Annotated in this window: 21 protein-coding genes; 8 read left to right on the top strand and 13 right to left on the bottom strand. The window is 61.2% G+C overall.

Annotated features, from left to right (window positions below):
• Positions 1–344: 344 nt before the first annotated feature.
• Entirely contained in the window at positions 345–1,001 is a 657-nt protein-coding gene (locus AC0IYN_RS02380; RefSeq protein ID WP_471840432.1) for a Wzz/FepE/Etk N-terminal domain-containing protein, read from the bottom strand.
• 193 nt (positions 1,002–1,194) lie between these two features.
• Complete coding sequence (locus AC0IYN_RS02375) at positions 1,195–2,382, bottom strand: MFS transporter (RefSeq protein ID WP_214496413.1); 1,188 nt, start codon at positions 2,380–2,382, stop codon at positions 1,195–1,197.
• A 156-nt stretch (positions 2,383–2,538) separates the two neighbouring features.
• Between AC0IYN_RS02375 and AC0IYN_RS02370 the strand changes: the two genes are divergently transcribed.
• From AC0IYN_RS02370 to AC0IYN_RS02355, 4 genes are all read left to right on the top strand, one after another.
• Entirely contained in the window at positions 2,539–5,361 is a 2,823-nt protein-coding gene (locus AC0IYN_RS02370) for an ATP-binding protein (RefSeq protein WP_471840430.1), read from the top strand.
• Positions 5,358–6,557 carry a response regulator cyclic di-GMP phosphodiesterase PvrR gene (gene pvrR / locus AC0IYN_RS02365; RefSeq protein WP_457238371.1) on the top strand — a complete coding sequence of 400 codons (1,200 nt, stop codon included), beginning with the start codon at positions 5,358–5,360 and terminating at the stop codon, positions 6,555–6,557. The genes AC0IYN_RS02370 and pvrR overlap by 4 nt, the downstream gene beginning before the upstream one ends.
• A 124-nt stretch (positions 6,558–6,681) precedes the next feature.
• Complete coding sequence (locus AC0IYN_RS02360; protein ID WP_471840428.1) at positions 6,682–9,597, top strand: ATP-binding protein; 2,916 nt, start codon at positions 6,682–6,684, stop codon at positions 9,595–9,597.
• Positions 9,597–10,244, top strand: a complete 648-nt coding sequence (locus AC0IYN_RS02355) for a response regulator (protein WP_457238369.1) — start codon at positions 9,597–9,599, stop codon at positions 10,242–10,244. The genes AC0IYN_RS02360 and AC0IYN_RS02355 overlap by 1 nt, the downstream gene beginning before the upstream one ends.
• Here the strand turns inward: AC0IYN_RS02355 and AC0IYN_RS02350 are convergent, their stop codons facing one another.
• From AC0IYN_RS02350 to AC0IYN_RS02325, 6 genes are read right to left on the bottom strand one after another with little or no spacing between them, the layout of a single operon-like run.
• On the bottom strand, positions 10,245–10,733 hold the full coding sequence (locus AC0IYN_RS02350) for a fimbrial protein (RefSeq protein ID WP_471840426.1): 489 nt from the start codon (positions 10,731–10,733) through the stop codon (positions 10,245–10,247).
• A complete protein-coding gene (locus AC0IYN_RS02345; protein WP_064052316.1) occupies positions 10,730–11,200 on the bottom strand; it encodes a fimbrial protein in 471 nt (156 codons plus the stop codon). Before AC0IYN_RS02345 ends, AC0IYN_RS02350 begins: the two co-directional genes overlap by 4 nt.
• A 10-nt stretch (positions 11,201–11,210) precedes the next feature.
• Entirely contained in the window at positions 11,211–12,113 is a 903-nt protein-coding gene (locus AC0IYN_RS02340; RefSeq protein WP_471840425.1) for a fimbrial protein, read from the bottom strand.
• Between the two features lie 2 nt (positions 12,114–12,115).
• Positions 12,116–14,692, bottom strand: coding sequence for a fimbria/pilus outer membrane usher protein (locus AC0IYN_RS02335; protein ID WP_471840423.1), 2,577 nt, complete (start codon positions 14,690–14,692; stop codon positions 12,116–12,118).
• 30 nt (positions 14,693–14,722) lie between these two features.
• Positions 14,723–15,421, bottom strand: coding sequence for a fimbrial biogenesis chaperone (locus AC0IYN_RS02330; RefSeq protein ID WP_471840422.1), 699 nt, complete (start codon positions 15,419–15,421; stop codon positions 14,723–14,725).
• Positions 15,422–15,479: 58 nt separating this feature from the next.
• Entirely contained in the window at positions 15,480–16,052 is a 573-nt protein-coding gene (locus AC0IYN_RS02325; RefSeq protein WP_406597315.1) for a fimbrial protein, read from the bottom strand.
• Between the two features lie 436 nt (positions 16,053–16,488).
• Here AC0IYN_RS02325 and mqo point away from each other — a divergent pair, with 436 nt between their 5' ends.
• A complete protein-coding gene (gene mqo / locus AC0IYN_RS02320) occupies positions 16,489–18,135 on the top strand; it encodes a malate dehydrogenase (quinone) (RefSeq protein WP_406597316.1) in 1,647 nt (548 codons plus the stop codon).
• A 71-nt stretch (positions 18,136–18,206) separates the two neighbouring features.
• On the opposite strand, the gene AC0IYN_RS02315 is transcribed toward mqo, so the two are convergent.
• Positions 18,207–19,043 (bottom strand): LysR family transcriptional regulator, encoded by an 837-nt coding sequence (locus AC0IYN_RS02315; protein WP_100491268.1) that lies wholly within the window; start codon positions 19,041–19,043, stop codon positions 18,207–18,209.
• 99 nt (positions 19,044–19,142) lie between these two features.
• Here AC0IYN_RS02315 and AC0IYN_RS02310 point away from each other — a divergent pair, with 99 nt between their 5' ends.
• Both AC0IYN_RS02310 and AC0IYN_RS02305 read left to right on the top strand, forming a co-directional pair.
• A complete protein-coding gene (locus AC0IYN_RS02310; protein WP_471840421.1) occupies positions 19,143–20,042 on the top strand; it encodes a DMT family transporter in 900 nt (299 codons plus the stop codon).
• A 131-nt stretch (positions 20,043–20,173) separates the two neighbouring features.
• Positions 20,174–20,503, top strand: a complete 330-nt coding sequence (locus AC0IYN_RS02305; RefSeq protein ID WP_043274284.1) for a YXWGXW repeat-containing protein — start codon at positions 20,174–20,176, stop codon at positions 20,501–20,503.
• Between the two features lie 7 nt (positions 20,504–20,510).
• Here AC0IYN_RS02305 and AC0IYN_RS02300 read toward each other — a convergent pair whose 3' ends face one another.
• From AC0IYN_RS02300 to AC0IYN_RS02290, 3 genes are all read right to left on the bottom strand, one after another.
• Entirely contained in the window at positions 20,511–20,855 is a 345-nt protein-coding gene (locus AC0IYN_RS02300) for a hypothetical protein (protein ID WP_406597391.1), read from the bottom strand.
• A 100-nt stretch (positions 20,856–20,955) separates the two neighbouring features.
• Positions 20,956–21,351, bottom strand: a complete 396-nt coding sequence (locus AC0IYN_RS02295; protein ID WP_406597318.1) for a PIN domain-containing protein — start codon at positions 21,349–21,351, stop codon at positions 20,956–20,958.
• The gene (locus AC0IYN_RS02290) at positions 21,348–21,605 is read right to left on the bottom strand and encodes an AbrB/MazE/SpoVT family DNA-binding domain-containing protein (protein ID WP_406597319.1); all 258 of its coding nucleotides are present in this window, start codon (positions 21,603–21,605) and stop codon (positions 21,348–21,350) included. The genes AC0IYN_RS02295 and AC0IYN_RS02290 overlap by 4 nt, the downstream gene beginning before the upstream one ends.
• Before the next feature lie 145 nt (positions 21,606–21,750).
• Between AC0IYN_RS02290 and AC0IYN_RS02285 the strand changes: the two genes are divergently transcribed.
• Positions 21,751–22,143 carry a RidA family protein gene (locus AC0IYN_RS02285; RefSeq protein WP_471840419.1) on the top strand — a complete coding sequence of 131 codons (393 nt, stop codon included), beginning with the start codon at positions 21,751–21,753 and terminating at the stop codon, positions 22,141–22,143.
• Between the two features lies 1 nt (position 22,144).
• Here the strand turns inward: AC0IYN_RS02285 and ppnN are convergent, their stop codons facing one another.
• Entirely contained in the window at positions 22,145–23,518 is a 1,374-nt protein-coding gene (gene ppnN / locus AC0IYN_RS02280) for a nucleotide 5'-monophosphate nucleosidase PpnN (RefSeq protein WP_406597321.1), read from the bottom strand.
• Positions 23,519–23,554 lie beyond the last annotated feature (36 nt).

Below are 23,554 nucleotides of genomic sequence, written 5' to 3'. Positions count from 1 at the left end.
ATTATGACAAATATGTTACATTCTGAACGCATTGGATCCAACCTGAACCTCTCCTGAACGAAGATTAAATAAGGGTGTGGCTAGTCTTTTTAACCTTGACTTCGAGTGGAGATTCTGAGGCATTCGATTGTGAGCGCAGGGTGTGCGGGTAGTTTTCAGCAAAAAATTACCGTGAAAAATGCCAGGCACGGTGCAATAATGGCCTTGGGCCATTATCTTACTTTCATAAAGTACTCTTGATGAAAACAACATTTTCCGCGAAACTTTTTATTGTTGTTGTTGCTTCCCTGCTGGTCTGTGTTGTTTATATCCTTATTGATGAGTTCCTGTAGCGCTCCGTATGCTCAGTTCGACTGTTTACGCTGTCGAATGAAGAACCTGCCGAGCACAAAGGCACTCCCTAGAATCAGTCCTAAAAAGGCGCCCAGAAAGGCGAACTTTTTAGTGCTTTTAGTAGTGGATATTTTTACGTCATCAAGCGTGTTGAATGCTTTTAACGTATTGCCGGCGGCCAATGCTGGCACGTTAAGCGCTATCGCTTCGGTGTTGGCAGCCTCCATGGCGGATTTCAACTGGGCAGACGCCAGTGCTGCCGTCATTGCGGTGGTTGAGGCAACATAAAGGACAGGCTCATTCCCACGCAATTTAGGTGGCGTTTCTTTCAAGGTAACGGATTGAGCTGCCATCACGCCCATGGCCGAGTAGAAAATATCATTCTGTATGGTGCTGTACAGCTTGGTTTCCAATGACAGTGGACTGGCTTTGGCTGGCGCATCCTTTTCATTGATTTCTTTATATAAGCTGTAGAGCGATGGTTTGGTAATGTAAGTGCTGGCAGTCCATTGTTCTGGCGAAGTTGCGGAAAGGGCCAAAGAAGCAACAGTGCCAACCAGGGTGGTTAGAATAATCGTGATCTTGCTATGCCACAGTACTTGAACAAGTGGTATCAGATCTATTTCATCATCATTGGAACGGGCGTTTGAATTCGTTGGACTGCTCACGAAAAATTCCTTTATTTGCGTTTTTATATTGTAGAGAAAAAAACACAATGCGCCCACGTAAAAGTACGCTTCGTATTAGATACGAATGGTTCTTGTTTGGTGGGGTCGGCGCGCCTCTTTTATAGACTCGCGCCGACCCAGCGCGCCTGCTGTAGGGGTATCCCTGCGATGCATTCGTTCAGATACCCGCCGCTCAATGCCCGCCGTGCATTCTCCGTGCGATGAGATAAACGCCGAGCCCCACCAACGCCGTCACCGCTCCGATGTATCCCGTACTCGTCCATCCCAATCCAGCCGTGATCGCCATCCCGCCAAACCACGGGCCCAGCGCGTTCGCCAAGTTGAACGCGGCATGGTTGGAAGCCGCCGCCAGGCTAGGGGCTTCATGGGCGATATCCATCAAGCGGATCTGCAATGGCGCGGCCAGCGAGACCATGGTGCCAACCAGCCCGATGCCAAGCAGCACACTCCACAACGACCCTGCGGCAAACGGGAAGAACACCAGCACCGCCATCGACCACACCAGGATCAAGCCGACTGCACGGAATTGCATACGGTCAAACAGCTTGCCACCGGCGATATTGCCGATAATCCCACCGACGCCAAACGCGGCCAGGCCAAACGGAATCCACTGTGGCGACACTTTGGTCACTTCGAGCATGGTCGGCGCCAGGTAGCTGAATACGCAGAACATGCCCGCAAAGCCGATTGCACCAATGGCCAGGGCCATCCACACCTGCGGCTTGGTAAAGGCTCGCAGTTCCTTGCGCGGGTCGCTGCGCTGTTCGTCGTGGCGGTGGGGCACGAACTGCCAGACCAAGGCGATGGTGCACAGGGCAATCACGCTCACCAACGCGAACGCCGAGCGCCAACCCAGGTGCTGGCCCAGGAAGGTGGCAATGGGGTTGCCGAGCAACATGGCCAACGTCAGTCCCATCATCACCCGTGCTACAGCGCCGGCGCGTTTGTCGTTGGGCACCATGCTGGAGGCGACCACCGCAGCAATACCGAAGTAGGCACCGTGGGGCAGGCCGCTGATAAAGCGGAACGCCACCAGCGAGCCGAAGGTCGGCGTGAACGCAGTGGCCAGGTTACCCAGGGCATACAGCCCCATCAGTAACAACAGCATGTGTTTGCGCAGCAGCTTGGCGCCGAGGATCGCCAGCAGTGGCGCGCCGACCATCACGCCCAGGGCGTAGGCGCTGATGGCGTGGCCGACCTGGGGTTCGCTTAGGCCGAGGTTTTGGGCAATGTCGGGCATCAAGCCCATGATGGCGAATTCGCCAGTACCGATAGCGAAAGCGCCCACGGCCATGGCCGCTTCCATTTTGGCGGCACTGCGCGCGGGCAGCACGTGCCCGGGAGTTTGGTGGATAGACATGGATCGCTCTGTTGAGATGGATAACACGAAGGAGAGCCGCCGATGCTACGCACGCAGCGGCGAACCTGTCTAGAACAGCGATTTACGGCAGAGTTCAATGGCGCTTTGAGATCCGTCTTATTCTCCGGCTCGTGTGCGCGCCGTACGCTTGCGGTGATGAAACTCAAACATTTCCTGCAACCTCTCGACTCGTCCTTCTCCACGCCCAAAGCGGCCCGCAAGCTGTTGCGCCTGTTCGCCCTGGCGTTGGTGCTGGGCGTGTACGCGGGCGCCTACAGCTATTTGCGCGCCGCGCTCAGCGAGGAGATTTCGTTGCGGCGCAGCTATATGAATGAGGCGGTTTCCGATGCCCAGAGTTTCTTTGTCAGCCGCCAGACGCTGCTGAAAAGCCTGGGCCTGTCGACGGTGCGGCATGTGACGGCGCCCGTGGGCAACCTCAATAACGTGCCCGCCGAAGAGGTGCATATCACCCTGGGCGAGGCGGGCAATATCTGGAGCCTGTGGCTGACCCGGCGCATGCTCGACTATCTGGAGGCCAATCAGGTCAACCTGATTTACGTGGCCCAGCGTGCCGAGCCTGGGGTGGAACGCTTGTATACCGTCGGCCCTGCACCGCAGGCTGTGCCACAGACGGTGTTGCAGCGGCTGATGGCGGTGGATACCGGTAACGAGTCGCTCAGCGATGAGCTGTGGCTCACCGAGCAAAGCCGGCAGGATTCGCCGCTGTATATCTTTACGCGTCTGGACGAGCGCAGCCCTGCCTCGGGTTGGCTCGGCCTGGAAGTGGACGCCCCCGACCTGATCAACGCCCTGCAGCATGAAAAAGCCGGTGACTTCATGTTGCTCGACGGCACGGGCCAACTGATTTTCAGCAGTACGCCCCAGCAAACCTCGGCGGCGACGGTGCTGCACCAGTATCACGCCACGGCCTGTTTCGGCTGGGAGGGCAGTCGCTGGTTGCCGGACCGCCTGGCCATCCGCAAACACTTGGGTTTTTCCCAATGGCAGATCGTCTACAGCCTGGAGCTGGTTTCGTTGTTGCCCAGCCTGGCCGTGCCGTTGCTGGTGTGCCTGCTGCTGTGCGTACTGGTGAGCGTGTTGATGGTGCGGCTGGTGCGACGTATCGATCAGCGACTGATCATCCCGGCGGCCAATCGCATTGAAGCCTTGGTGGAAAGCGAGGCGTTCAGCAGCGCAGTGATTCGTATCGCGCCAGTTGCCCTGTGCGTACTGCGCCGCAGTGACGGCGAGGTGGTGCTGGAAAACCCCCTGTCGCGCCAATGGCTGGGCAACGGTCGGGAGCGCGAGCAACTGTGTCACGACTGGATTCGCCGGGCCTTTCACGCCGCCGAACAAAACAACACCGAAGAGCTGCAAATGGCCGATGGCCGCCACTTGTTCCTGAGTTTCGCACCCACCCGCTACCAGCGTGAAGAAGTGTTGATTTGCGCGTTCAGCGATATCAGCGAGCGCAAGCAGGTGGAGCTGGCCTTGCAGCAGGCACGCACCCTGGCGGATGCGGCCAATGAGGCCAAGACCTTATTCCTGGCCACCATGAGCCATGAAATCCGCACGCCCTTGTATGGTGTGTTGGGCACCCTGGAATTGCTCGCCCGCACCGACCTCAACAGCCAGCAACGTGGTTACCTGAATGCCATCGAGGGCTCGTCGGCGAACTTGCTGCAATTGATATGCGATGTGTTGGATGTGTCGAAAATCGAGGCGGGGCAACTGTCCCTCGAACTCAGCGTGTTTTCCCCGCTGGAGCTGGTGCAAGAGGTGATTCAAGGGTATGCGGGAGCGGCCCAGAGCAAGGGTTTGCAGTTGTTTGCCTGCCTCGACCCGCAACTGCCGGACCATGTGCGAGGCGACGTCACGCGTATCCGCCAGATTCTCAATAACCTGCTCAACAACGCGCTGAAGTTCACCGAGAGCGGGCGCATCGTATTGCGCTTGCGCCTGGAGAGCCGCGAAGGCGAGCGCGCCCTGTTGCAGTGGCAAGTGGTCGACACCGGCAAGGGGATTGCCGCGCACGACCAGCAGTACCTGTTCGAGCCTTTTTTCCAGGCCAGTGGCAATGCCAATGTGGTCGCGGGCACCGGCCTTGGGCTGTCGATCTGCAAGCGCCTGGTGCACTTGATGAACGGCACGCTGCGCGTGGTCAGCGAGCCAGGGCTGGGCAGCAGTTTTACCTTCACCCTGCCGTTGGAGCAGGTTGACGAGTACGCCGATGAGCCGTGGGCGTTGCCCTTGCTGGGCGAGCGGGTCTACGTGGTGTCGCCGGTGCGCGAGTTGGCCGAGAGCATGGGCGGCTGGTTGCGACGCTGGGGCGCACGGGCGCAATTGGGTGTACCGCACTCGGCCGAGGCCGATCCCGGCGCGGTGCTGGTTGAGCTCTATCCCGGCCCGGTCGATCCGGGCCAACGGCTGCATTGGGGTGGCCCACGGGTGATAGTGGGTACCGATGAACATGGCGTCTACCCTGGGCCCGTGGCCTGCTGGCAGATCGGCCTGAACAACCTGCAGGCCCTCAATCGCGCGGTCAGCCGGGCACAGGGCATCGAGGAAAACCATTCGCCTATCCCCTGCGAGGCGCCGGCCGAGATCAACCTCAACCTGCGCCTGCTGGTGGCCGAAGACAACCTGATCAACCAGTTGATCCTGCGCGATCAACTCGAAGAACTCGGCTGCACGGTGGTGCTCGCCGGCGACGGCATTGAAGCCCTCTCGCTGTGGGGCGAAACCGCGTTCGACATGATCCTCACCGACGTCAACATGCCGCGCATGAATGGCTACGAACTCACCGAGCAACTGCGCCGCCTGGGATGCTCGCTGCCGATCATCGGCGCTACCGCCAATGCCATGCTCGATGAAGCCGAGCGCTGCCTCAATGCGGGCATGGACCACTGCCTGGTCAAGCCCTTCACCCTGCGCGCGCTCTACCAGTGCCTGCAGCCTTACCAGAGGAGCGTGGTTTGAGTGCCTATCGCGTGCTCATCGTGGAGGACCATCCCTTTCAACATGAGTACCTGATCAACGTGTTCCAGGCCATCGGCGGCTTTGACGTCGACGTGGTGTGGGACGGGGCGAGCGCGTTGCAGCGCCTGGCCCGCCAGCGCTATGACCTGCTGCTCAGCGACTTGATGATGCCGGGGATGGACGGCGTGCAATTGATCCAGCAGCTGGCGCACCTTGACGCCCCACCGGCCCTGGCGCTGATGAGCGTGGCCTCGCGACGCATGCTCGTGGGTGCCGGCCAGGTCGCGGGGAACCTGGGCCTGACCGTTGCCGGGTTGATCTCCAAACCGGTGCGCGAGCCCCAGGTGCGCACCCTGCGCGATTGCCTCGACAAACTCGCCGAACAGGCGCGCGCGCCGTGCTGCCACCGCGGCGTCAACCTGCCACGGGAGAACCTGGTACGCGCCTTGGCCAACGGAGAGATCCAGGCCTGGTTCCAGCCAAAAAAGTCGTTGCAGGACGGGCGCATCGTCGGCGCCGAAGCCCTGGCGCGCTGGGTCCACCCGGTGGAGGGGCTGTTGATGCCGGGTGAGTTCCTGGGCGAAATCGAACGCCTGGGCCTGGAAACCCAACTGCTGACCTGCATCCTCGCCCAGACCCTGACGGCCCAGGCCCAGTGGGCGCAACTCGGCTACCGGCTGCCGGTATCGATCAACCTGCCTACCCATCTGCTCGACCAGTGCGACTTGGTCGACCGTCTGCTGGCCCAGGTTCAGCACCGGGATGCCGAGCCCCGGCAAATCACCTTCGAATTGATGGAAAGCTCCACCACACAGTTGCCCAGTAACTACTACGCTGGAGCATGCCGCTTGCGCATGATGGGTTTCGGCCTGGCGCAGGACGATTTTGGCAAGGGTTTCAGTTCCTACTTCAACCTGGTCTCCACGCCGTTCAATGAAGTGAAGATCGACCGCTCGCTGGTGCATGGCTGTGCAGAAAATGAAAGCCTGGCCTCGGCCTTGCAAAGCATCGTCGAACTGGGCCGCAAGCTGGGGCTGACCACCATTGCCGAAGGCGCCGAAACCCAGGCGGAACTGGCGGTATTGCGGCGTATTCGCTGCGACCAGGTGCAGGGCTTCCTGATTTCTCAAGGGGTTGCCGCGGATAAGTTCAGTGCGTTGCTGATAGAAGATGGCCCTGCGCCAGCACTTATCTGAGCGGCCAGGGTCACACACTCAAGAAGCCCGAAGGAAGGGTCGCCCGGTCAGCCGGGCGTTATTGGCCAATGCCGGGATCATGCATAGGCTCCACGTCCTGATTCAGGCTTCTGCGGTACTGACGATGAAACATGCAAGCCTGCGCCTGGATAAGCTGGCACAGAGTTCCCAGCGCTTGAACACCGCCCTGTTGCTGCTCACCGGGCTCGTCCTGTTGCTGTCCAGCAGTTGCTATTGGGCGGTCTCGCGGTTGCTCGATGCCGAGCAGGAAAAGGTCGAGTTTCACTTCGCCCGCGTGGTGGAGATCATCCACGAGCACGAGGCGTTCCTGCGCAACGTCGCTGTTGGCTACAGCCGCAGCAATGCGCCGCCGCTGCCGTCAGTGCAATCCACCCAGGTGGTGGAGCTGCAGCGCGACGCCGGGCAAGTCGTGGTGCAAGCCAAGGGCTTTGCATTGTCGTTGCCATTTACCTTGTCCCACGCGGTGGGGTTCTCGGCGGATGACACGCGCCGCGCGCTGGCGTTTGGCGTGCAATTGACCGACTACTACGGCGGCTACTGGGCCAGTTCCTTTTATGCCTCGCCGCAGGTGTTCGTGTTTACGCCCAATGACGTCGCCAGCCTGGCCGTACCGGGCATTGGCGGCCTGCGCCAGCATCAGCCGTTGTTGCGCGAGCACTACCGCGAGGTGGCGAGCCGCCTGCACCAGTTACAACAAAGCCAAAGCCTGTTGCTCACCGACAGCCGCGTACGCTGGATGCGTGCGCCCTTGCAACTGTATCCACGCAGCCGCAGCGTGGTCGCGATGATCGGCCTCGATGCGCCCGCCGCCGTGCTCCCGGCCAATCAACCCCAGGGCCTGCTGACCCTGGCGGCCGTGGTGGATACCTCCCAGGTCGATGAGTTCGAGCGGGTGCTGCAGCGCTCGGTCTACAACCAGTTCACCCTGATCTCACCCCAGGGCGATGTCTTGCTCGGCAGCCTGGGTGATGAACACATGGCGCCCCTGTGCCTGAGCTTCAACAGCCAGGGGTTGCGCTTCAAGATGCTCAGCGAGGGCGGCGAGCACTGGACCGGCCTGTACGCCATCAGCTATCAGGATTTCCTGCGCTACGCCAAGTGGCCGCTGTTGGGCCTGGGCCTGACGTTTCTGGCGGCCGTGCTGCTGGGCTGGTGGATCAACCATTGGTACAAGACCCGCATTGTCAGCCCGGCCCAACGTGCCCAGGAGCGTCTGTTCGATAGTGAGGCGTTCAACCGCATCATGCTGCACAACGCCCCGGCGGGCCTGTGTGTGGTGCGGCGCAGCGACTGCCAGTTGTTGCTGGAAAACCAACGTGCCTTGCTCCTGGGGGGCACCGCACCGCTGGTGGCCGTGCTCAAGGCCAACGACGGCCCGGACACCCCCGGCGAGATGTGCCTGGCCGTGCAGGGCCGCTACCTGCAAATTGTGGTAGTGGCCGCGCGCTACGAAGGCGAAGACGTGTTCCTGTGCGGCTGCAACGACATCACCCGCCACGTGGACGAAACCTTGCAGTTGAACCAGGCCCGCCAGGAAGCCACGGCCGCCAATGAAGCCAAGACCGTGTTCCTGGCCACCATGAGCCATGAGATCCGCACGCCCCTGTACGGCGTGCTGGGCAACCTGGAACTGATGGCCCTGACCGCCATGAGCGAGCGCCAGCGCCAGTACCTGGAAATTATCCAAGGCTCGTCCACCGTGCTGTTTCAGCTGATCAGCAACATACTCGACGTGTCGAAGATCGAGTCCGGGCAAATGGCCGTGGAAGCGGCGCCGTTCAACCCGCGGCAACTGGTGGAGGAAGCCGTGCTGGGCTTTACTGCCACGGCACGCAACAAGGGTTTGCAGATCGATGCGGAAATCGACCCGCAAGTGCCCCATCCACTGTTGGGCGATGCGGGGCGTATCCGCCAGATCCTGCATAACCTGCTGGGCAATGCGATCAAGTTCACCGAGTCGGGGCGTGTGCGTTTGCGGCTGACCGTGCAGGCACTGCTCGCCAATGAAGTCGCCCTGCAATGGCAAGTCACCGATACCGGCGTGGGCATTCCGGAAAAGGCCCTGGATCAATTGTTCAAGCCGTTCTACCAAGTGGCGGGCGGCCAGGATGGCAACGGGGCGGGGCTGGGACTGTCGATCTGCTCGCGCTTGAGTGAGTTGATGGGCGGCAGCATGCGTGTGGTCAGTGAGCCAGGGTTGGGCAGCAGCTTTTCGCTGTTCATCACCTTGCCGATCGTTGACGGTGCCCCCTTGGTGGCCAGTCCCGAACTGGTGCCGTCGTGCCTGGATGCGCCTTGCCTGAACGTACGGGTGCTGGTGGCCGAAGACAACCCGGTCAGCCAGGCCGTGCTGCAAGAGCAGCTCGAAGCCCTCGGCGCCCAGGCCACCGTGGCGCGGGACGGCGAGCACGCCCTGCAAATCTGGGGCTCGCAGCCGTTCGACCTGGTGATCACCGACATCAACATGCCGCGCCTCAACGGCTATGACCTGGCCCGCGCACTGCGTGAACAGGGGGTGCAGGTGCCGATTATTGGCGTGACTGCCAACGCCCTGCGCGAGGAAGGCGAGCGTTGCCTGGCGGTCGGCATGAACGCCTGGGTGGTCAAGCCGCTGAGCATGAGCACGCTGCGCCAGGCCTTGATGGCGCACTGTCGCCGCGCCAGCGCCCTGGCGGTGTCTCCGGCGGAGCGTGACCGCGACGGCTGGATCGAGTTGTCCCCGTCCATGCGCCAATTGATGGGCGATACCTTGCTGGAGGATGTGCAGCACATCGAACAGGGCCTGGCCGCCGGCGATGCCGACCGGGTGCGCCAGCGCCTGCATAGCCTCAACGGTGCGCTGGCCAGTGTGCGTGCCGGGGTGCTCTCCAATGCGTGTCAGACCTGGGAAAACACGCTGTACGAAGGCCCTCTGGATCACCACGCGACCACGCAGATCCGGGCGTTGTGTGCGCGGCTGACGGCGGTAGCGCACTGCTTGCTGGCAGAGTCGAAAGCTCACTACAAGGAAGATAAATAATGCGAGAAATGAACGTCGTCATTGCCGACGACCACCCGATCGTTCTGGTGGGCGTGCGCGAGATTGTGCAACGTGATTCACGTTATCGCCTGGTGGGCGAAGCCGTCAGTTCCAGCCAGTTGATCGAACTGTTGCGCGCGCACCGGCCGCAAGTGCTGATCACTGATTTCAACATGCCGGGCGACGACACCTACGGCGATGGCTTGAAACTGATCGAGTACATCCTGCGGCACTTCCCCGACACCCAGGTGCTGGTGCTGACCATGATCTCCAACAGCCTGATCCTCACCCGTCTACAGGAATTGGGGGTGGCAGGCGTGATCCAGAAAAACCACCTGCACGACGAAATCGAAAAAGCCTTGGGCGCCATCAGTGCCCAGCGCAATTACCAGGCGCCTAGGCCTGCGGCGACGTCGGTGGTGGGCAATGCTTTCCAGGTGCAGGAGCGCTTCCAGAGCCTGTCGCCGCGGGAAATGGAGGTGCTGCGTTTATTTGTGACGGGCATGAGCGTCAGCGATATCGCGCGGCAACTGAGCCGCAGCAACAAGACCGTCAGCGCGCAGAAAATCTCCGCCATGCGCAAGCTGGACGTGGACAGTGACCAGGCGTTGCTGACCTATTGCATCGAGGCGCGGCAGTTCCAGTAGTCAGCGGTAGGTGATGTGCATCAACAGCATTGCGCTGTAGCTGCCCGCGTCGGGCAGTTCACCCACGGACACGGGCTTGACGCGCAGGGTCAGTTCCAGCGGTCCGTCGGTTACCGGCCAGGTGCCGGTTTCCCCCAGGCTGAAATCAGCCTTCACGCCTTTATTCAGCAAGCCAAGCTGCAAGCCCAGGGCCGGGCGGCTGGTGAGCAGGGTGTGGCTGTCAACGCTGCCCACGCCCGCCGTGAGGGTTAGGCTGACTTGGCTGTTGGGCTGGCAATCGAACACCAGCGGCACGTCGGTGACGCCGGCACTGGCGTCGGCCAACTGGTTGAGGTTCACGTTGCCCAGGTCCACCTGTTGCGTACTGGGAAAACGCGCTGAGCAAGGGGGCGCGATCAGCTTGCCGGTGACGTCGACCTTTGCTTGGTCCGCTGCCTGGGCAGCGGCTGCGCCGGTCATCGCCAGCAGTATCCAAAGCAACCTGTTCATAAGTAATTGATGGTCATGACCATGGACGAACTGAAGGCTCCGGGCGTCAATGCCCCGCGCGCAATCAATTGTGCCTTGAGGCTGATATCGACGTTGCCACTCAGGTTGGTGTAGCGCTTGGTGGTGCCGTTGAGGTTGGCCAAGGAATCGTCGGCCGCCCACAACAGCGACACGCCCAAGTTGTCGACGGTGGTTTTGGCGACAGTGGCCGTATGTGTGCCGTTATTGGCGCTGAAGCTGACATTCATCGATGAGCCCGCCGGGCAAATCAATTGCACGGGGATGGGCTGGGTGGCGGTCGTAGTCACTTGGTCGGTGCGTACATCACCAAATTCGGCGGTGAGGGTGGTGCTGGTGCTGAGCACGCACGGCGGACGAGTCAGGGTGCCGCGTACGGTGATGTTCACGGTATCCGCGGCCTGTGCGGTGGCGCTGAGCAGCGCCAGGGCGAGCAGTGAGGTTTTCATGGCGATGGTCTCAGCGATAGTCGATGGTCAGGGTGTATTGGCTCTGGAAGGCACCGGCCGGGGATTGGCCGCTTTCCAATTGCGGGGTGAAACCCAGCCCCAAGCTGTTGCTGCCCTGGCGAAGCTGCAGGGTGCGCGGGCTATTCAGGTTTACCGGCGTGTTATCCCCCCAGCGTGCCTGCATGTTCAGCCCCGCCAAGGTGGTGCGCGATACGCCGTTACTGGCGCTGACCACCGCTTGGCTTGGCACCAGCGTAGCGGTGGCTTGTACAGCGGCTGGGCAGGTGACTGATACCGAGGTGGATTGCTTCTGGTTACTGAGGTCGGCACTGCTGATGGTGCCGAACGACAGGTCGACGCTGCTCGGTGAACTCAAGCTGCAGGCGGGCAGGTAGACCGTGTAGTTAAACGGATATTGCATGAACCATTCGGCCCAATTGGCGTAATTATGCGAAGTCACGCCAAGGTACAGCTGGACATAGCGCCGGCCCGTAGTACGGGGCGCCGTGCCCACCAGTCTGTATCGATAGGGCACCACCGTGTTGAGCGGCAGCGGCCGGCAGGGCCCGCCCAGACAACTCCCTCCATATTGGCCCAGGGGCAACTCAAGCATGTAGGTGTTGCTGTATGGGTCGACAAAGCGCAACCGGGCCTGATCGGCGCCGGACATATAGGCGATCTGCGCATTCATGCCGGCCGCATAAGGGAAGGCCCGGCGAATGGTGCAAGTGCCGGTATAGGCAATATCGATCTCCTGCCCCGGCGTGAACCGGTAGCCATTGCTCGGGTAGCCCGGCATTGAGCATTCGAGGTTGCCACCAATCAAGGCGTGCGCCGATTGCGGCAGGCCGCTCAATACGGCGCACACCAACGCCAGCATCAGCCCAGCGTGCGTTTTGCCCAGGATATTCATGATCACGAATCCTTGGCGCCCGACTCACCGGCCGCACGCTCACATTGAATGTTCAGTTGAGTAATCCCACCCTCGGCAGGACCGTCGTCTTGCAGTTTCAATTCGCGGCTGCACCACGGTTGCCCGTCCACGCTGATCAACAGGCGTGCCTCGGGCGGCACGCCGGTCAGGAACGCGCGGCCCTTGTCCGCCACCAGGGTGTTGCCCAGCGAACGGCCGTCTGCCGCGAAGAGTTCGGCGCGCGCGGCAAAGGGCGCGGCTTCGCCTTGGGTGTCGCGGATGCGGAACAGAATGCGTTTGCCGCGCCGGGTGTCGAAGTCCGCCAGCACAAAGGCGCCGCGATTGGGCGTGACTTCCTGCACCGGCTCGGCGATGTCGATGTCAGCGGACATCGACTGGGTGGCCAGGGACACGCGGTTCTTACGATAGGGCAGGGCGGACGGCACCACCGTGTAGCCATTGGCATTGGTACGCACCCCACGCTTGTTGGTGATCGCCACATCGGCGGCTCCTGGCGTAGCGACGATGACATTGGTTTCGCCCAGCGGCTGGCTGAACATCAGGTTGCTGCCGTACGCCACCACCGAACCTTCCACGCCCAGGTCCAGTTGGCGGTTGCCGGTGGACTCGTTGTAGGCACCGCGCACAATCGCGCTCGGCGCGTCGTACTGGGCGGCGAACGTGCCGCCCGTCTGGCGTTGGGCGCCGTTGACTTGCTGCGCCACGCCCGCGCTGTAAGCCAGGGTGTCATCGTCAAAAGCGTTACCACTGAGGGTCGCGGTGCGTGACGCCGCGCCGCGCGCGCTCTGGTTCATGCTCGCGGTGACACGTTGGTTGCGCGGGCTGCCCAGGGGCATGCTGACACTCAGGGACAGGCTGCGATCGTTGCTGTCAGCACCTTTGTTCAGGCCCAACCCGAGGGAGTAGGAAACACTCCCGGCGCTCACGCTATAACCCAATTGGATCGAGGTGTCGGCATGGCCCCTGTCCCAATACGCGGTTTTCGACACGTTGGCGTACACCCCGCCGTAGCCGCCCAGTTGCTGGGACACGTTGACGGTGAAGTTGCTTTTCATATGGCCGCGGCGGTAGGTGTCCAGGGTTTGCCCGGCATTGCGGCTGTTGAGCGCTTCGTTGAACGAGTAGTAGCCGCCAGTGGAATAGCGGTAGCCGATCAGGCTGAAATTGGTGTCGGTGGCCGCCAGGGATTTTGAATAGCGAAAGCGGAACGACTGGCCGCTGGCGCTGGTTTTTTCATGGCCCATGGCGTCGCTGCGGGCGTGGGTCACGTCCACTGAAATCGCGCCGAAGCCGGCGAAGTCGTGGGCGAAACCCAGCAGGCCGGCGTTGTATTGGTCGCTGAGCAGGCTGGCGCCGAATAGCGTGGTACTGCCACTCAAACCTCGGCGCAGGGAGGCCTGGAGGAAGGCCGGGGTTTCTTGTGCAAAGGCCGACTGCGCCGGGCGGTACTGGCCGGCGAACAACGAATAGCTTTGCTGCCCCTCGCGCAGCATGTAGGGCACCGACGAGAACGACTGGGTGTAGACCTGGCGCTGGCCGTCCGGGCCTTCCACGGTGACCTCGATGTCACCATTGCTGGCGGTGGGATACAGATCCGTCAAGGCAAACGGCCCCGATGGCACCCATTGCTCATGGATCACGTAGCCACGCTGGCGGATGATCACCCGCGAGCGGCCATTGGCGATGCCGCGCACCACCGGTGCGAATTCACGGGACTGGTCGGGCAGCATGTCCAGGTCCGAGGCGATGCCCACGCCGCGATAGGGAATCGCGTCGAACAGGTCGCCCTCAGTGGTAGCGTCGCCCAGGGTGGCAATCGCCATCATGTTGCCCATGTCCCGTTGGGCATAGGTTTCCATCGACTCCCAGCGCCCGGTGTCGCCCGTGCCTTTCTGCCAGGTCGAGAAATTGCGCAGGCGCCAGGCCCCGGCATTGATGCCACTGCGAAGGCTACCGAACTGGTTCTGGCGACGGCCGCTGTCGGACTCTGTTGTGCTGCCGCTGAAGCTGTAGTTGGTGAACGCCACGTTCTCACCGGTGCTCCACTGCCGACGGCGCACCTCAAACGCAATACTGCCCAGGTACGCCTGGGGAATGTCGATCGACAGCAACTGGCGGTTGAAGTCGTAGTCGTAGACCACCCCGGCCAGGCCTTGGTCGAAGGCCACGCAGGTGGGGTCCGCATCGCTTCGGTTTTGCAGGGCCGTTTCGGCCACGCCCTGGGCGCGCAAAAAATCCGCATCCAGGCACGGGAACAGCCCCGTGGCCGAGCGATCCGCCGTGCCGGTGGCGCGCACGAAGCGCACGTCGCGCTGGTCGACAGCGTGTTGGTTGACTAGCACATCGACCCGGTAGATTCCCGGCAACTGGCCTTCGCTCATGGCGCTGACCTGTTGTTTCACCGCCGCCGAACTCTGCCCACCGCCGATCTCGAGGAACGAGGCATCGAACTCGTAGCCGGCTTTTGCGGGGGCCAGGTGCAAGGCCACGGCAGCCACGAGCGGACAGCCGAAAGCCTTCACGGCGCGACGGCGCGTGAATGGGAATGAACGGTGCATGGGCGTTCCTGATGGGGGCGTGCGCGTGTATCAATGAATGCGGATAAGGGGGGCGGTCACGATGCTGCCGTAGTCGTCGATGTAGCTGAGCGACACGTCATCGCCCGCCTTGGCCTGGATCGGCAGTTCGCGCTGTTCCCCAGGGCGTAGCACATCCGGCACCTGGGTGATCGGCAGGCCGTTGAGTGTGAGTTCGCTGACCACGACGTGCAGCTTGGAGGCGTTATTGAAATGCAATGCCCCCGCGGTTGACGTCCAGCCCACCTGTGCCACTGCGTCCTTGAGCGAGCCTTTGACGCCTGCGGGGCGGTAGAACAGCTTGATGGTGGTCTTGAGAGCAATCTGCAGCACGTTCTTGCCTTTCTGGTCGTCGCTCATGGCCGGAATCGCCTTGACGTTCATCAGGAACAGGCTTTCGCGGTCCTGGGGTACATCGGCGCCCCCGGTAAAGATGACGCGCAGGATGTTTTCCTTGTTCGCATCGAGTCGGAACAGCGGCGGGGTGACGATAAAGCTGTCGACACTTTCGTCATTGCCCGTGCCAAAGCGGCTGACCCAGGATTGCACCAGGTAGGGCGAGGTGTCTTCGCGATTGCTGACGGTGAGGTTGGCTTCACTGGAAGCCCCGTCGTAGATCAGCCGCGTGGCGCCGACCGTGACGGCGGCATTGGCTGCCGCGCTGTGCCAGAGCGGCAACAGGGCGAGCAAGAAACACAGGTTCAAACGCATGATGAGAGACCTTTGAAAGTCCGTGGGCCGGCGAGCGGCCCACGGTATTGACGAGCAATTACTTGTAGGTAACGTCGAAGCTGGCCAGCGCGTGCACCTGACCGGTGCCGATACCGGACGTGGTCACGGCATCGTCGCCTTCGCCGGTAGTCGTGTCGGCGACGGTACGCACGTAGGCGGCGGTGAAGTCGAAGGTGTTGGACTGCGTACGCAGGTCGTAATCGGCGGTCGCCGTGTTCAGTGGCAGCTTGTTGCCAGTACGCGAGTCGGCGATCTGAATCGCGATGCCGCGCACTTGATTTTCCCCGGTCAGACCGAGCAGGGTCGAATCGGTGGCGTCCTGCTGACCACTGAAGGTAATGGCGGCGTTCTTGCGGGTCGCGGTGCTGCAGTTGTCCAGGCTGATGGAGAACGCTTTGGGCTTGGCGGTGGAACCCACGGTGGGTGCGAAGTCGGCAATACGTACCGCGTCCAGGGTCACGGATTTATTCACGTCGCCGGTGGTGATGGTGCACGCGTTGTCGGTGACCGAACCGGTGAATTCGATCTGCCCGTCCGCGGCCTGTGCAGTGCCAGCCAGCAGCCAGCAAGCGCCGCAGGCAAGGGTGAGTTGGCTCAGTTTGTTCAGCATTGCAATGCCTCTTTTAAAGGATGGAAGGTTGTCTGCTACCCGTTGGGTGAGCCAATCCATAGTGCAATGCTGCGATTTATAGGCCCATGAGACAGATCTTAAAAACTGGCGAACTGATGGCCTTGCGACTGGCAAGTCCATATCCGACGCCGGGCGTGATATTCTGCGCGCCATCTTGGTCTAGTCTGTCTCTGGTACGTACATCCGTATACGTCCCGGCAGTTGGCTGTCGCCCAGGTAGCTGAAGCCAATAATGATAAGAAGTCAGCGCAGAAGGGACATAAAAGTGAGGTCGATACGTTGGCCTTGTGTGCCCACCCTGCGGTCCTTGAGTGAATGTGCGAACCCCGCGGTGCGTTGCCTGGCGCAGCGTGATTGAGGGTTGCCCATGATCAGGGGCGGTAGGGCGGATGGCGTTTTATCATAGGTGCTACTGATGTTTAAAAAAGTAAACACTGCCCTGCTGGGGTTGGCTTTGTCGCTGGGGATCAGCTCCGCTCACGCGGAAGAGGCAAAGAAAGTCGATGTGCTGCTCATTGGCGGCGGCATCATGAGTGCAACCCTGGGTGTATGGCTCAATGAGCTGGAGCCGGGTTGGTCGATGGAAATGGTCGAGCGCCTCGATGGCGTGGCCGAAGAAAGCTCCAACGGCTGGAACAACGCCGGTACCGGTCACTCGGCCCTGGCTGAGCTGAACTACACCCCGGAAGACAAGAACGGCAACGTTGAGATCCCGAAAGCGGTCGAGATCAACGAAGCGTTCCAGATCTCCCGTCAGTTCTGGTCCTGGCAGGTCCAGCAGGGCGTGCTGAAGAACCCGCGTTCGTTCATCAACTCCACGCCGCACATGAGCTTCGTGTGGGGCGATGACAACATCAAGTTCCTGAAAAAACGCTACGAAGCGCTGCAAGCGAGCCCGCTGTTCGCCGGCATGCAGTACTCCGAAGACCCGGCGCAGATCGCCAAGTGGGTTCCGCTGATGATGGAAGGGCGTGACCCGAACCAGAAAATCGCGGCCACCTGGACCCCGATCGGCACCGACGTGAACTTCGGCGAGATCACCCGCCAGTTCGTCGCTCACCTGCAAACCACGCCTAAGTTCGACCTGAAACTGTCGAGCGAAGTGCAGGACATCACCAAGAACGCCGACGGTTCGTGGCGCGTGAGCTACAAAAACCTGAAAGACGGCACCAAGACTGAAACCGACGCCAAGTTCGTGTTCATCGGCGCCGGCGGCGGTGCACTGCACCTGCTGCAAAAGTCGGGCATTCCTGAAGCCAAGGAATACGCTGGCTTCCCGGTAGGCGGCTCGTTCCTGGTGACCGATAACCCAACCATCGCCGAGCAGCACCTGGCCAAGGCCTACGGTAAAGCTTCGGTTGGCGCGCCACCGATGTCGGTTCCGCACCTGGACACCCGTGTGCTGGATGGCAAGCGCGTAATCCTGTTTGGCCCATTCGCCACCTTCTCGACCAAGTTCCTGAAAGAAGGCTCGTACCTGGACCTGCTGACCAGCACCACCACCCACAACATCTGGCCAATGACCAAAGTCGGTATTCGTGAATACCCACTGGTCGAGTACCTCGCCGGCCAACTGATGCTGTCGGATGACGACCGCTTCAAGGCGCTGCAAGAGTACTTCCCGAACGCCAAGCAATCCGACTGGCGCCTGTGGCAAGCCGGCCAGCGCGTGCAGATCATCAAGCGTGACGAAGAGCAGGGCGGCGTCCTGAAACTCGGTACCGAAGTGGTCAGCTCCGCCGACAACACCATTGCAGGCCTGTTGGGTGCATCGCCAGGCGCGTCCACTGCGGCTCCGATCATGCTGACCGTGCTGCAGAAAGTGTTCAAGGACAAGGTAGCGACCCCTGAGTGGCAGTCCAAGCTGCACCAGATCGTACCGAGCTACGGCACCAAGCTGAACGACAGCCCTGAAGCTGTTGCCAAGGAATGGGCCTACACCGCCGGTATCCTGCAACTGACGCCACCACCTGCGATCCCGCAAGTGACAGCGCCAAAGGCTACCGAGGCGGCCAAGCCTGCGGCTGAGCCGAGCAAGCCGGCCTCTGACCTGGCGCTGTAAGCCAAGTACCGAGCCGATGTGAAAAGCCCGCTGAACCGGTGACGGTCAGCGGGCTTTTTTGTGGCTGGTGGTCAAACCCTGAAGTGCCTGATTTGCTCATTCAGGTGCAAGGCTAGCGCGTTGCCGGAATCGCACAACAAGTACAGGTGTTGTGCAGGCAGCGGTGGCAGTTCTGTCATGTGCACGAGCCCTTCGCCCATGCGGCTCTCTTCCATCAGACCCACCGCAACGCCACTGCGAACACAGGCTTCAACCGCGGATGAGTTGGGGCTTTCCAGCAGCAAGCGGTGGTAAAGCCCGTAATCCTGTAATGCTCGCAACGCGGCTGCGCGATACGGGCAACCCGCGATGGGTACGGTGATGGGCAGCGGCGCATGGGTTGGGCAATTGAAGCGCTCGCTCGCGACCCACAGCGGCTGCACGGGCCCCAAGCGTTCGCCCTGCGCCAGCGGCTGGGCGCTGACGGTGATCGTCAGGTCCAGCTGGTCGGCCATGAACAGGTTCAGCAGTTCGCCACTGGTGCGCGCTTCGATTTCCAGCTCCAGCAGCGGATTGTCAGCGATCAGTCGAGGCAGAAACTCCTGTATGAACGCCGGCGCATAGGTGTCCGGAACGCCCAGGCGGATCTTGCCCTCCATACGCTGTGGCATCAGCGAGATCAGCAGGCGGTCATGGCTCTTGAGAAACTCGGTGGTTTCACCCAGCAGTTTCTTGCCGTACAGCGTCAACTCCACGCCTTGGTTGCTGCGGCTGAACAGGCGCTGGCCGACCTGATCTTCCAGCTTCTGTATCTGTGTCGTCACGGTAGAGGCGCTGCGATGCACATGCTCGGCCGCTTCGTTGAAGCGCCCGAAACGCGCCACCGCGTGGAAGGTGCGCAGCAGGTCGATATTCAGTTGTTTGGCCATGATTCCACTATTTCGAATTGATGGTGCAGCTTATTCAAATATACAGAAGCATGCGCGGCCCTTAGCCTTTCAGTCAACGTGAACTGACGGACAGGCTTCATGACGCGATCAACCTTAAAGCGGCTGCTGTTGCAGGTGGCATTTGTACTCTCATGGAGCTCTGGCTACATCGGCGCCAAACTGGGTACGCAAGGCGGCGGCGCCTTCAATCTGCTGTTCTGGCGCTTCCTGCTGGTCTCGGTGTGCCTGGGGCTGTTCCTGAATGTCAGGTTGCTGAAGGTTACTTGGGCGCAGGTTCGCCATTACGCCGTCGTGGGATTTCTTTCGCAGTTCCTGTACCTGAGCTGCCTCTATGTTGCGATCCAGAATGGTTTGTCTCCCGGCATTGCTGCGATCATCGCGGCGCTGCAGCCATTGATGACCGCGGCGCTATCGACCGGCAGCGCGACTGAACGCAGTGGTGGTTGGCAGTGGACCGGGCTGATGATCAGCTTCGTGGGCGTTTCCATCGTGATCGCCGGGCAGTACGGCAGTGGTGGGAAGGGTGTCGGCCTGGTCATGTACCTGTTGCCACTGGCCGCAGCGCTGGGGCTGACGCTGGCGACCCTCTATGAACGCCGTACTAAGCAGCGCCAGGACGCAGGCTTGGTGCTGCCGTTGTTCATCCAGTCGCTGCTGACCTTGATCGGCTTTACCGGCGCGGTGCTCTACACCGACACGCTGAGTATTCCCCACGACCCTGACGTATTGATCTCAATTGTCTGGCTCACCTTGTTCTCGACCTTCGTCGCCTATTTGAGCCTGTGGATGTTGCTGCGCGTGATGACCGCGACCCAGGTGGCGGCGCTGGTCTACCTCGAACCGCCGGTCACCCTGGTATGGGCGGCGTTGATGTTTGGCGATGTGATCCAGGCCTCGACCTACGCCGGCATCGCCGTGGTCGTCGGCGGGCTGCTGTTGATACGCCTGAAGCGACCGACCGTCGCGTGCGCCTCTTGAGGGCTGTGGGTTCAGCAAGCCGACAGACATCACCTGTTAAAAATACCCAAGGCCAAGCAGGAGCGAGGCTGTAACAAGGGGGCATTTTTTAGCCGTGCAGGTTGTGGGCGTCAGCGCCCGAGGGTTTTTTTATGTTGCTACGTTATGCGGCATTGGCGGCCATGGTCGTCGCGGCATCCGGGTGTGTGCAAGAACGCGTTGTGCATGAGCGCAGGCCGGTGCAACGTGAGTATGTCGAAGTCGTCGCCCCGCAACCGCCGCCGGTGCAGGTGATCGAAGTCGAGCCGCCGGTGCGCTATGGCTATATTTGGTCACGCGGTTACTGGCGTTGGGAAGGTGGGCGCTATGTCGCGGTGCACGGTCACTGGGAGCCGGTGCGCGAGGGGTACCGCTACGTGCATCCGCATTGGGTGCAGCGTAATGATGGGTACCACTGGCAGGGTGGAGGCTGGGTTCGCTGAGCCCCGGCTAAATCGGCTTTTGGGTGCCCAGGAGCCGAACTTCCCGCAGCAGCGCGGCACCGAGTTGATCGGAGCCCAGTTCCCTGTAACCCACTGCCTTGACCTCGCCGTTCTCCTCCGCCTGGATAAGGATCACCGGGGTTTCCTTGCCGGTGGCTTCGTCGATGTGCATGGCGTACTGGGGAATATCCAGCTTGATCGGCGTACCCGCCGCCTGGCCTTTCACATTGATCAGGAAGGCGGCGCAACCGGTATCGAGATCCGCACTGGTGGCGGAACGGCCGCTGACGAAGCAGGTTTTTGGCAGGTCGGGCCAGGTGATGGCGTCAGCCAGTGCGGTGGTGGAGGCCATGGCAAGGGCTGCGAGTAGAAACGTGCGCACGTCAGTCTTTCTCTCGATCAAGGTAAAAGCGGTTTGTACCAAAGCCCGCCCGCAGTCGCAACGCTGCGGTTCAGGCCAGGCGCTTCATGCCCGTTGTCTTGATCGCGTTGAGGTCGAAGGTAGCTGTGTACGTGCAACCGGCGGCATGGGCGCAGCGTTCGATCAGGCAGTCTGCAAAGTCGGCCTTGTTCGCCACAAACTTGCGCAGTGCCTGCCAGATGATCTCCCCATGCTCCACGGTCAATTCGCGGGTCCTTAGCAGGGTTTCCAGTACCGTCACCACATCGCTCTTGGCCGACTGGTAGCAGCTTTGCAGCACCCACACCAATTCCACGATCGACACCATGCTGACAAAGCCGGGCGAGGCGGTGGTCAGCGATTCGATCAGCTCGGAGGCCTTGGCGGATTGAACCGGATCATCCTGGGTGACGTAGCGCACCAGCACATTGGTATCCAGTCCGATCATCCGGCTTTTGCCCCCTGTGCAGCGATGGCCTGGTTCATCTCATCGATAGAGACGGCCCTGGCGGGTTTGCGGATCAACCCCTTGAGGTCCTGAACCCTGTGGCTCGCGGCAATGATGGAAAAATGCCCGTTTTCCATTTCAACAAACTCGACCCGGTCGCCTGTTTCCAGGCCAAGGGCGGTCCTGACTTGGACAGGAATGGTGATTTGACCTTTCGAGGTCAGTGTGGCGGTCGCCATAGTAAAGATCTCCATCGTTATATTCCTTACCTTAGGGTAAGGAGCCGCAGAGGACAATATCCGTTGGTCCATAGGTCGCTCATCTGGTGTGGGTTAGTCGGAACAGGTAAAACACTAGTCCGAACTGTCCCCGCCCACAGGGTTTAAAGAGATACAAACCATGACCGACCGCCACCGCATCATTCCTCCTTCCATGCACCCCATCGTCGAGCGCGCCGGCTACGTGCCTGCGGTCAAGGTCGGCAAGACGTTGTACTGCGCAGGCCAAGTCGGGCGGACGGCTGCATTGGCGGTGATCGAGGACCCCGAGGCGCAATTCGTCGCGGCCTGGGAAAATCTGCGGGCCGTTCTGGAGGAGGGCGGCTGCACCTTCGACGACGTGGTGGACATGACCACCTATCACGTCGACATGAGCCAGCACATGGCGGTATTTCGCGAGGTGAAAAACCGTTTGTTCCCACGCGGGCATTGCGCCTGGACCACGATCGGGGTGTCCGAACTGGCGCACCCCGGTCTGCTGGTGGAAATCAAATGCGTGGCGGTACAGCGCTAAGTCATTGCACCACGCGGTAGCACGGCACATACGCCGCGCCGCCGGGCAATTTCATGCGGTGCTGGGCGACGAAGGCCTGTAGCAGTTCGTCCAGCGGTTTCATGATGGCCGGGTCGCCGTGGATTTCATACGGGCCGTTCTGTTCGATCAGGCGGATGCCCTTGTCCTTGACGTTACCCGCCACGATCCCCGAGAACGCACGGCGCAGGTTGGCGGCGAGTTCGTGAGGCGCCAGCGCGTGGCTCAACTGCAGGCTGGCCATGTTCTCGTGGGTCGGGTCGAACGGGCGCTGGAAGCCCTCGTCGATCTTCAACAGCCAATTGAAGTGGAACGCGTCGTTGCGTTCGCGGCGGAACTGCTTCACCGCCTTCAGGCCAGCGGTCATCTGGCGGGCTACTTCGGCCGGGTCATCAATGATGATCTGGTAGTGCGCCTGGGCCGCTTCGCCCAATGTGGCGCCGACGAAGGCGTGCAGTTGTTGCAGGTACGGCGCGGCATGTTTCGGCCCGGTGAGAATGACCGGGAACGGTAAGTCGCGGTTGTCCGGGTGCATCAAGATACCCAGCAGGTACAGGAACTCCTCTGCCGTACCGGCACCGCCCGGGAAGATGATGATGCCGTGGCCGACGCGGACGAAGGCTTCCAGGCGTTTTTCGATGTCCGGCAAGATCACCAGCTCGTTGACGATCGGGTTCGGCGCTTCGGCGGCAATGATGCCCGGCTCGGTCAGGCCCAGGTAACGCCCGCCGGTGATCCGTTGCTTGGCGTGGGAAATGGTCGCGCCTTTCATTGGGCCTTTCATCACGCCAGGGCCACAGCCGGTGCATACGTCGAGGCTGCGCAGGCCCAGTTCGTGGCCGACTTTCTTGGTGTATTTGTATTCTTCGGTGTTGATCGAGTGCCCGCCCCAGCACACCACGATCTTCGGCTCGACACCGGGGCGCAGCGTACGGGCGTTGCGCAGCAGGTGGAACACGTAGTCGGTGATGCCCTGGGAATTGCTCAGGTCGATGCGCTGGCTGTCCAACTCGTTTTCGGTGTAGACGATGTCACGCAAGGCGCTGAACAGCATTTCGCGGGTGCTGGCGATCATTTCGCCATCGACGAAGGCATCGGCGGGGGCGTTCAGCAATTCCAGGCGCACACCGCGGTCCTGCTGGTGGATGCGCACTTCAAAGTCTTGGTAGGCGTCGAGGATGGTCTTGGCGTTGTCGATGTGCGCGCCGGTGTTGAGGATCGCCAGGGCGCATTGGCGGAACAGGGTGTAGATGCTGCCGGATCCGGCTTCGCTCAGTTGCTGGACTTCACGTTGTGACAGGGTTTCGAGGCTGCCCTTGGGGCTGACGGAGGCATTGATGACTTGACGTTGGGGCATTCTGATTCCTTGAAAGCGCAGCCACCGCACCCGTAA

Source organism: Pseudomonas sp. AC112 (assembly GCF_979253545.1).
Note: the sequence above shows the minus strand (reverse complement) of the source record. Positions and strands in the feature narration are given on the sequence as shown.

Coding starts and splice junctions, on each gene's coding strand:
- AC0IYN_RS02375 (WP_214496413.1), bottom strand. CDS start 2,382: ATGTCTATCCACCAAACTCCCGGGCACGTGCTGCCCGCGCGCAGTGCC.
- AC0IYN_RS02370 (WP_471840430.1), top strand. CDS start 2,539: ATGAAACTCAAACATTTCCTGCAACCTCTCGACTCGTCCTTCTCCACG.
- AC0IYN_RS02360 (WP_471840428.1), top strand. CDS start 6,682: ATGAAACATGCAAGCCTGCGCCTGGATAAGCTGGCACAGAGTTCCCAG.
- AC0IYN_RS02355 (WP_457238369.1), top strand. CDS start 9,597: ATGCGAGAAATGAACGTCGTCATTGCCGACGACCACCCGATCGTTCTG.
- AC0IYN_RS02350 (WP_471840426.1), bottom strand. CDS start 10,733: ATGAACAGGTTGCTTTGGATACTGCTGGCGATGACCGGCGCAGCCGCT.
- AC0IYN_RS02345 (WP_064052316.1), bottom strand. CDS start 11,200: ATGAAAACCTCACTGCTCGCCCTGGCGCTGCTCAGCGCCACCGCACAG.
- AC0IYN_RS02340 (WP_471840425.1), bottom strand. CDS start 12,113: ATGAATATCCTGGGCAAAACGCACGCTGGGCTGATGCTGGCGTTGGTG.
- AC0IYN_RS02335 (WP_471840423.1), bottom strand. CDS start 14,692: ATGCACCGTTCATTCCCATTCACGCGCCGTCGCGCCGTGAAGGCTTTC.
- AC0IYN_RS02330 (WP_471840422.1), bottom strand. CDS start 15,421: ATGCGTTTGAACCTGTGTTTCTTGCTCGCCCTGTTGCCGCTCTGGCAC.
- AC0IYN_RS02325 (WP_406597315.1), bottom strand. CDS start 16,052: ATGCTGAACAAACTGAGCCAACTCACCCTTGCCTGCGGCGCTTGCTGG.
- mqo (WP_406597316.1), top strand. CDS start 16,489: ATGTTTAAAAAAGTAAACACTGCCCTGCTGGGGTTGGCTTTGTCGCTG.
- AC0IYN_RS02315 (WP_100491268.1), bottom strand. CDS start 19,043: ATGGCCAAACAACTGAATATCGACCTGCTGCGCACCTTCCACGCGGTG.
- AC0IYN_RS02310 (WP_471840421.1), top strand. CDS start 19,143: ATGACGCGATCAACCTTAAAGCGGCTGCTGTTGCAGGTGGCATTTGTA.
- AC0IYN_RS02305 (WP_043274284.1), top strand. CDS start 20,174: ATGTTGCTACGTTATGCGGCATTGGCGGCCATGGTCGTCGCGGCATCC.
- AC0IYN_RS02300 (WP_406597391.1), bottom strand. CDS start 20,855: ATGGCCTCCACCACCGCACTGGCTGACGCCATCACCTGGCCCGACCTG.
- AC0IYN_RS02295 (WP_406597318.1), bottom strand. CDS start 21,351: ATGATCGGACTGGATACCAATGTGCTGGTGCGCTACGTCACCCAGGAT.
- AC0IYN_RS02290 (WP_406597319.1), bottom strand. CDS start 21,605: ATGGAGATCTTTACTATGGCGACCGCCACACTGACCTCGAAAGGTCAA.
- AC0IYN_RS02285 (WP_471840419.1), top strand. CDS start 21,751: ATGACCGACCGCCACCGCATCATTCCTCCTTCCATGCACCCCATCGTC.
- ppnN (WP_406597321.1), bottom strand. CDS start 23,518: ATGCCCCAACGTCAAGTCATCAATGCCTCCGTCAGCCCCAAGGGCAGC.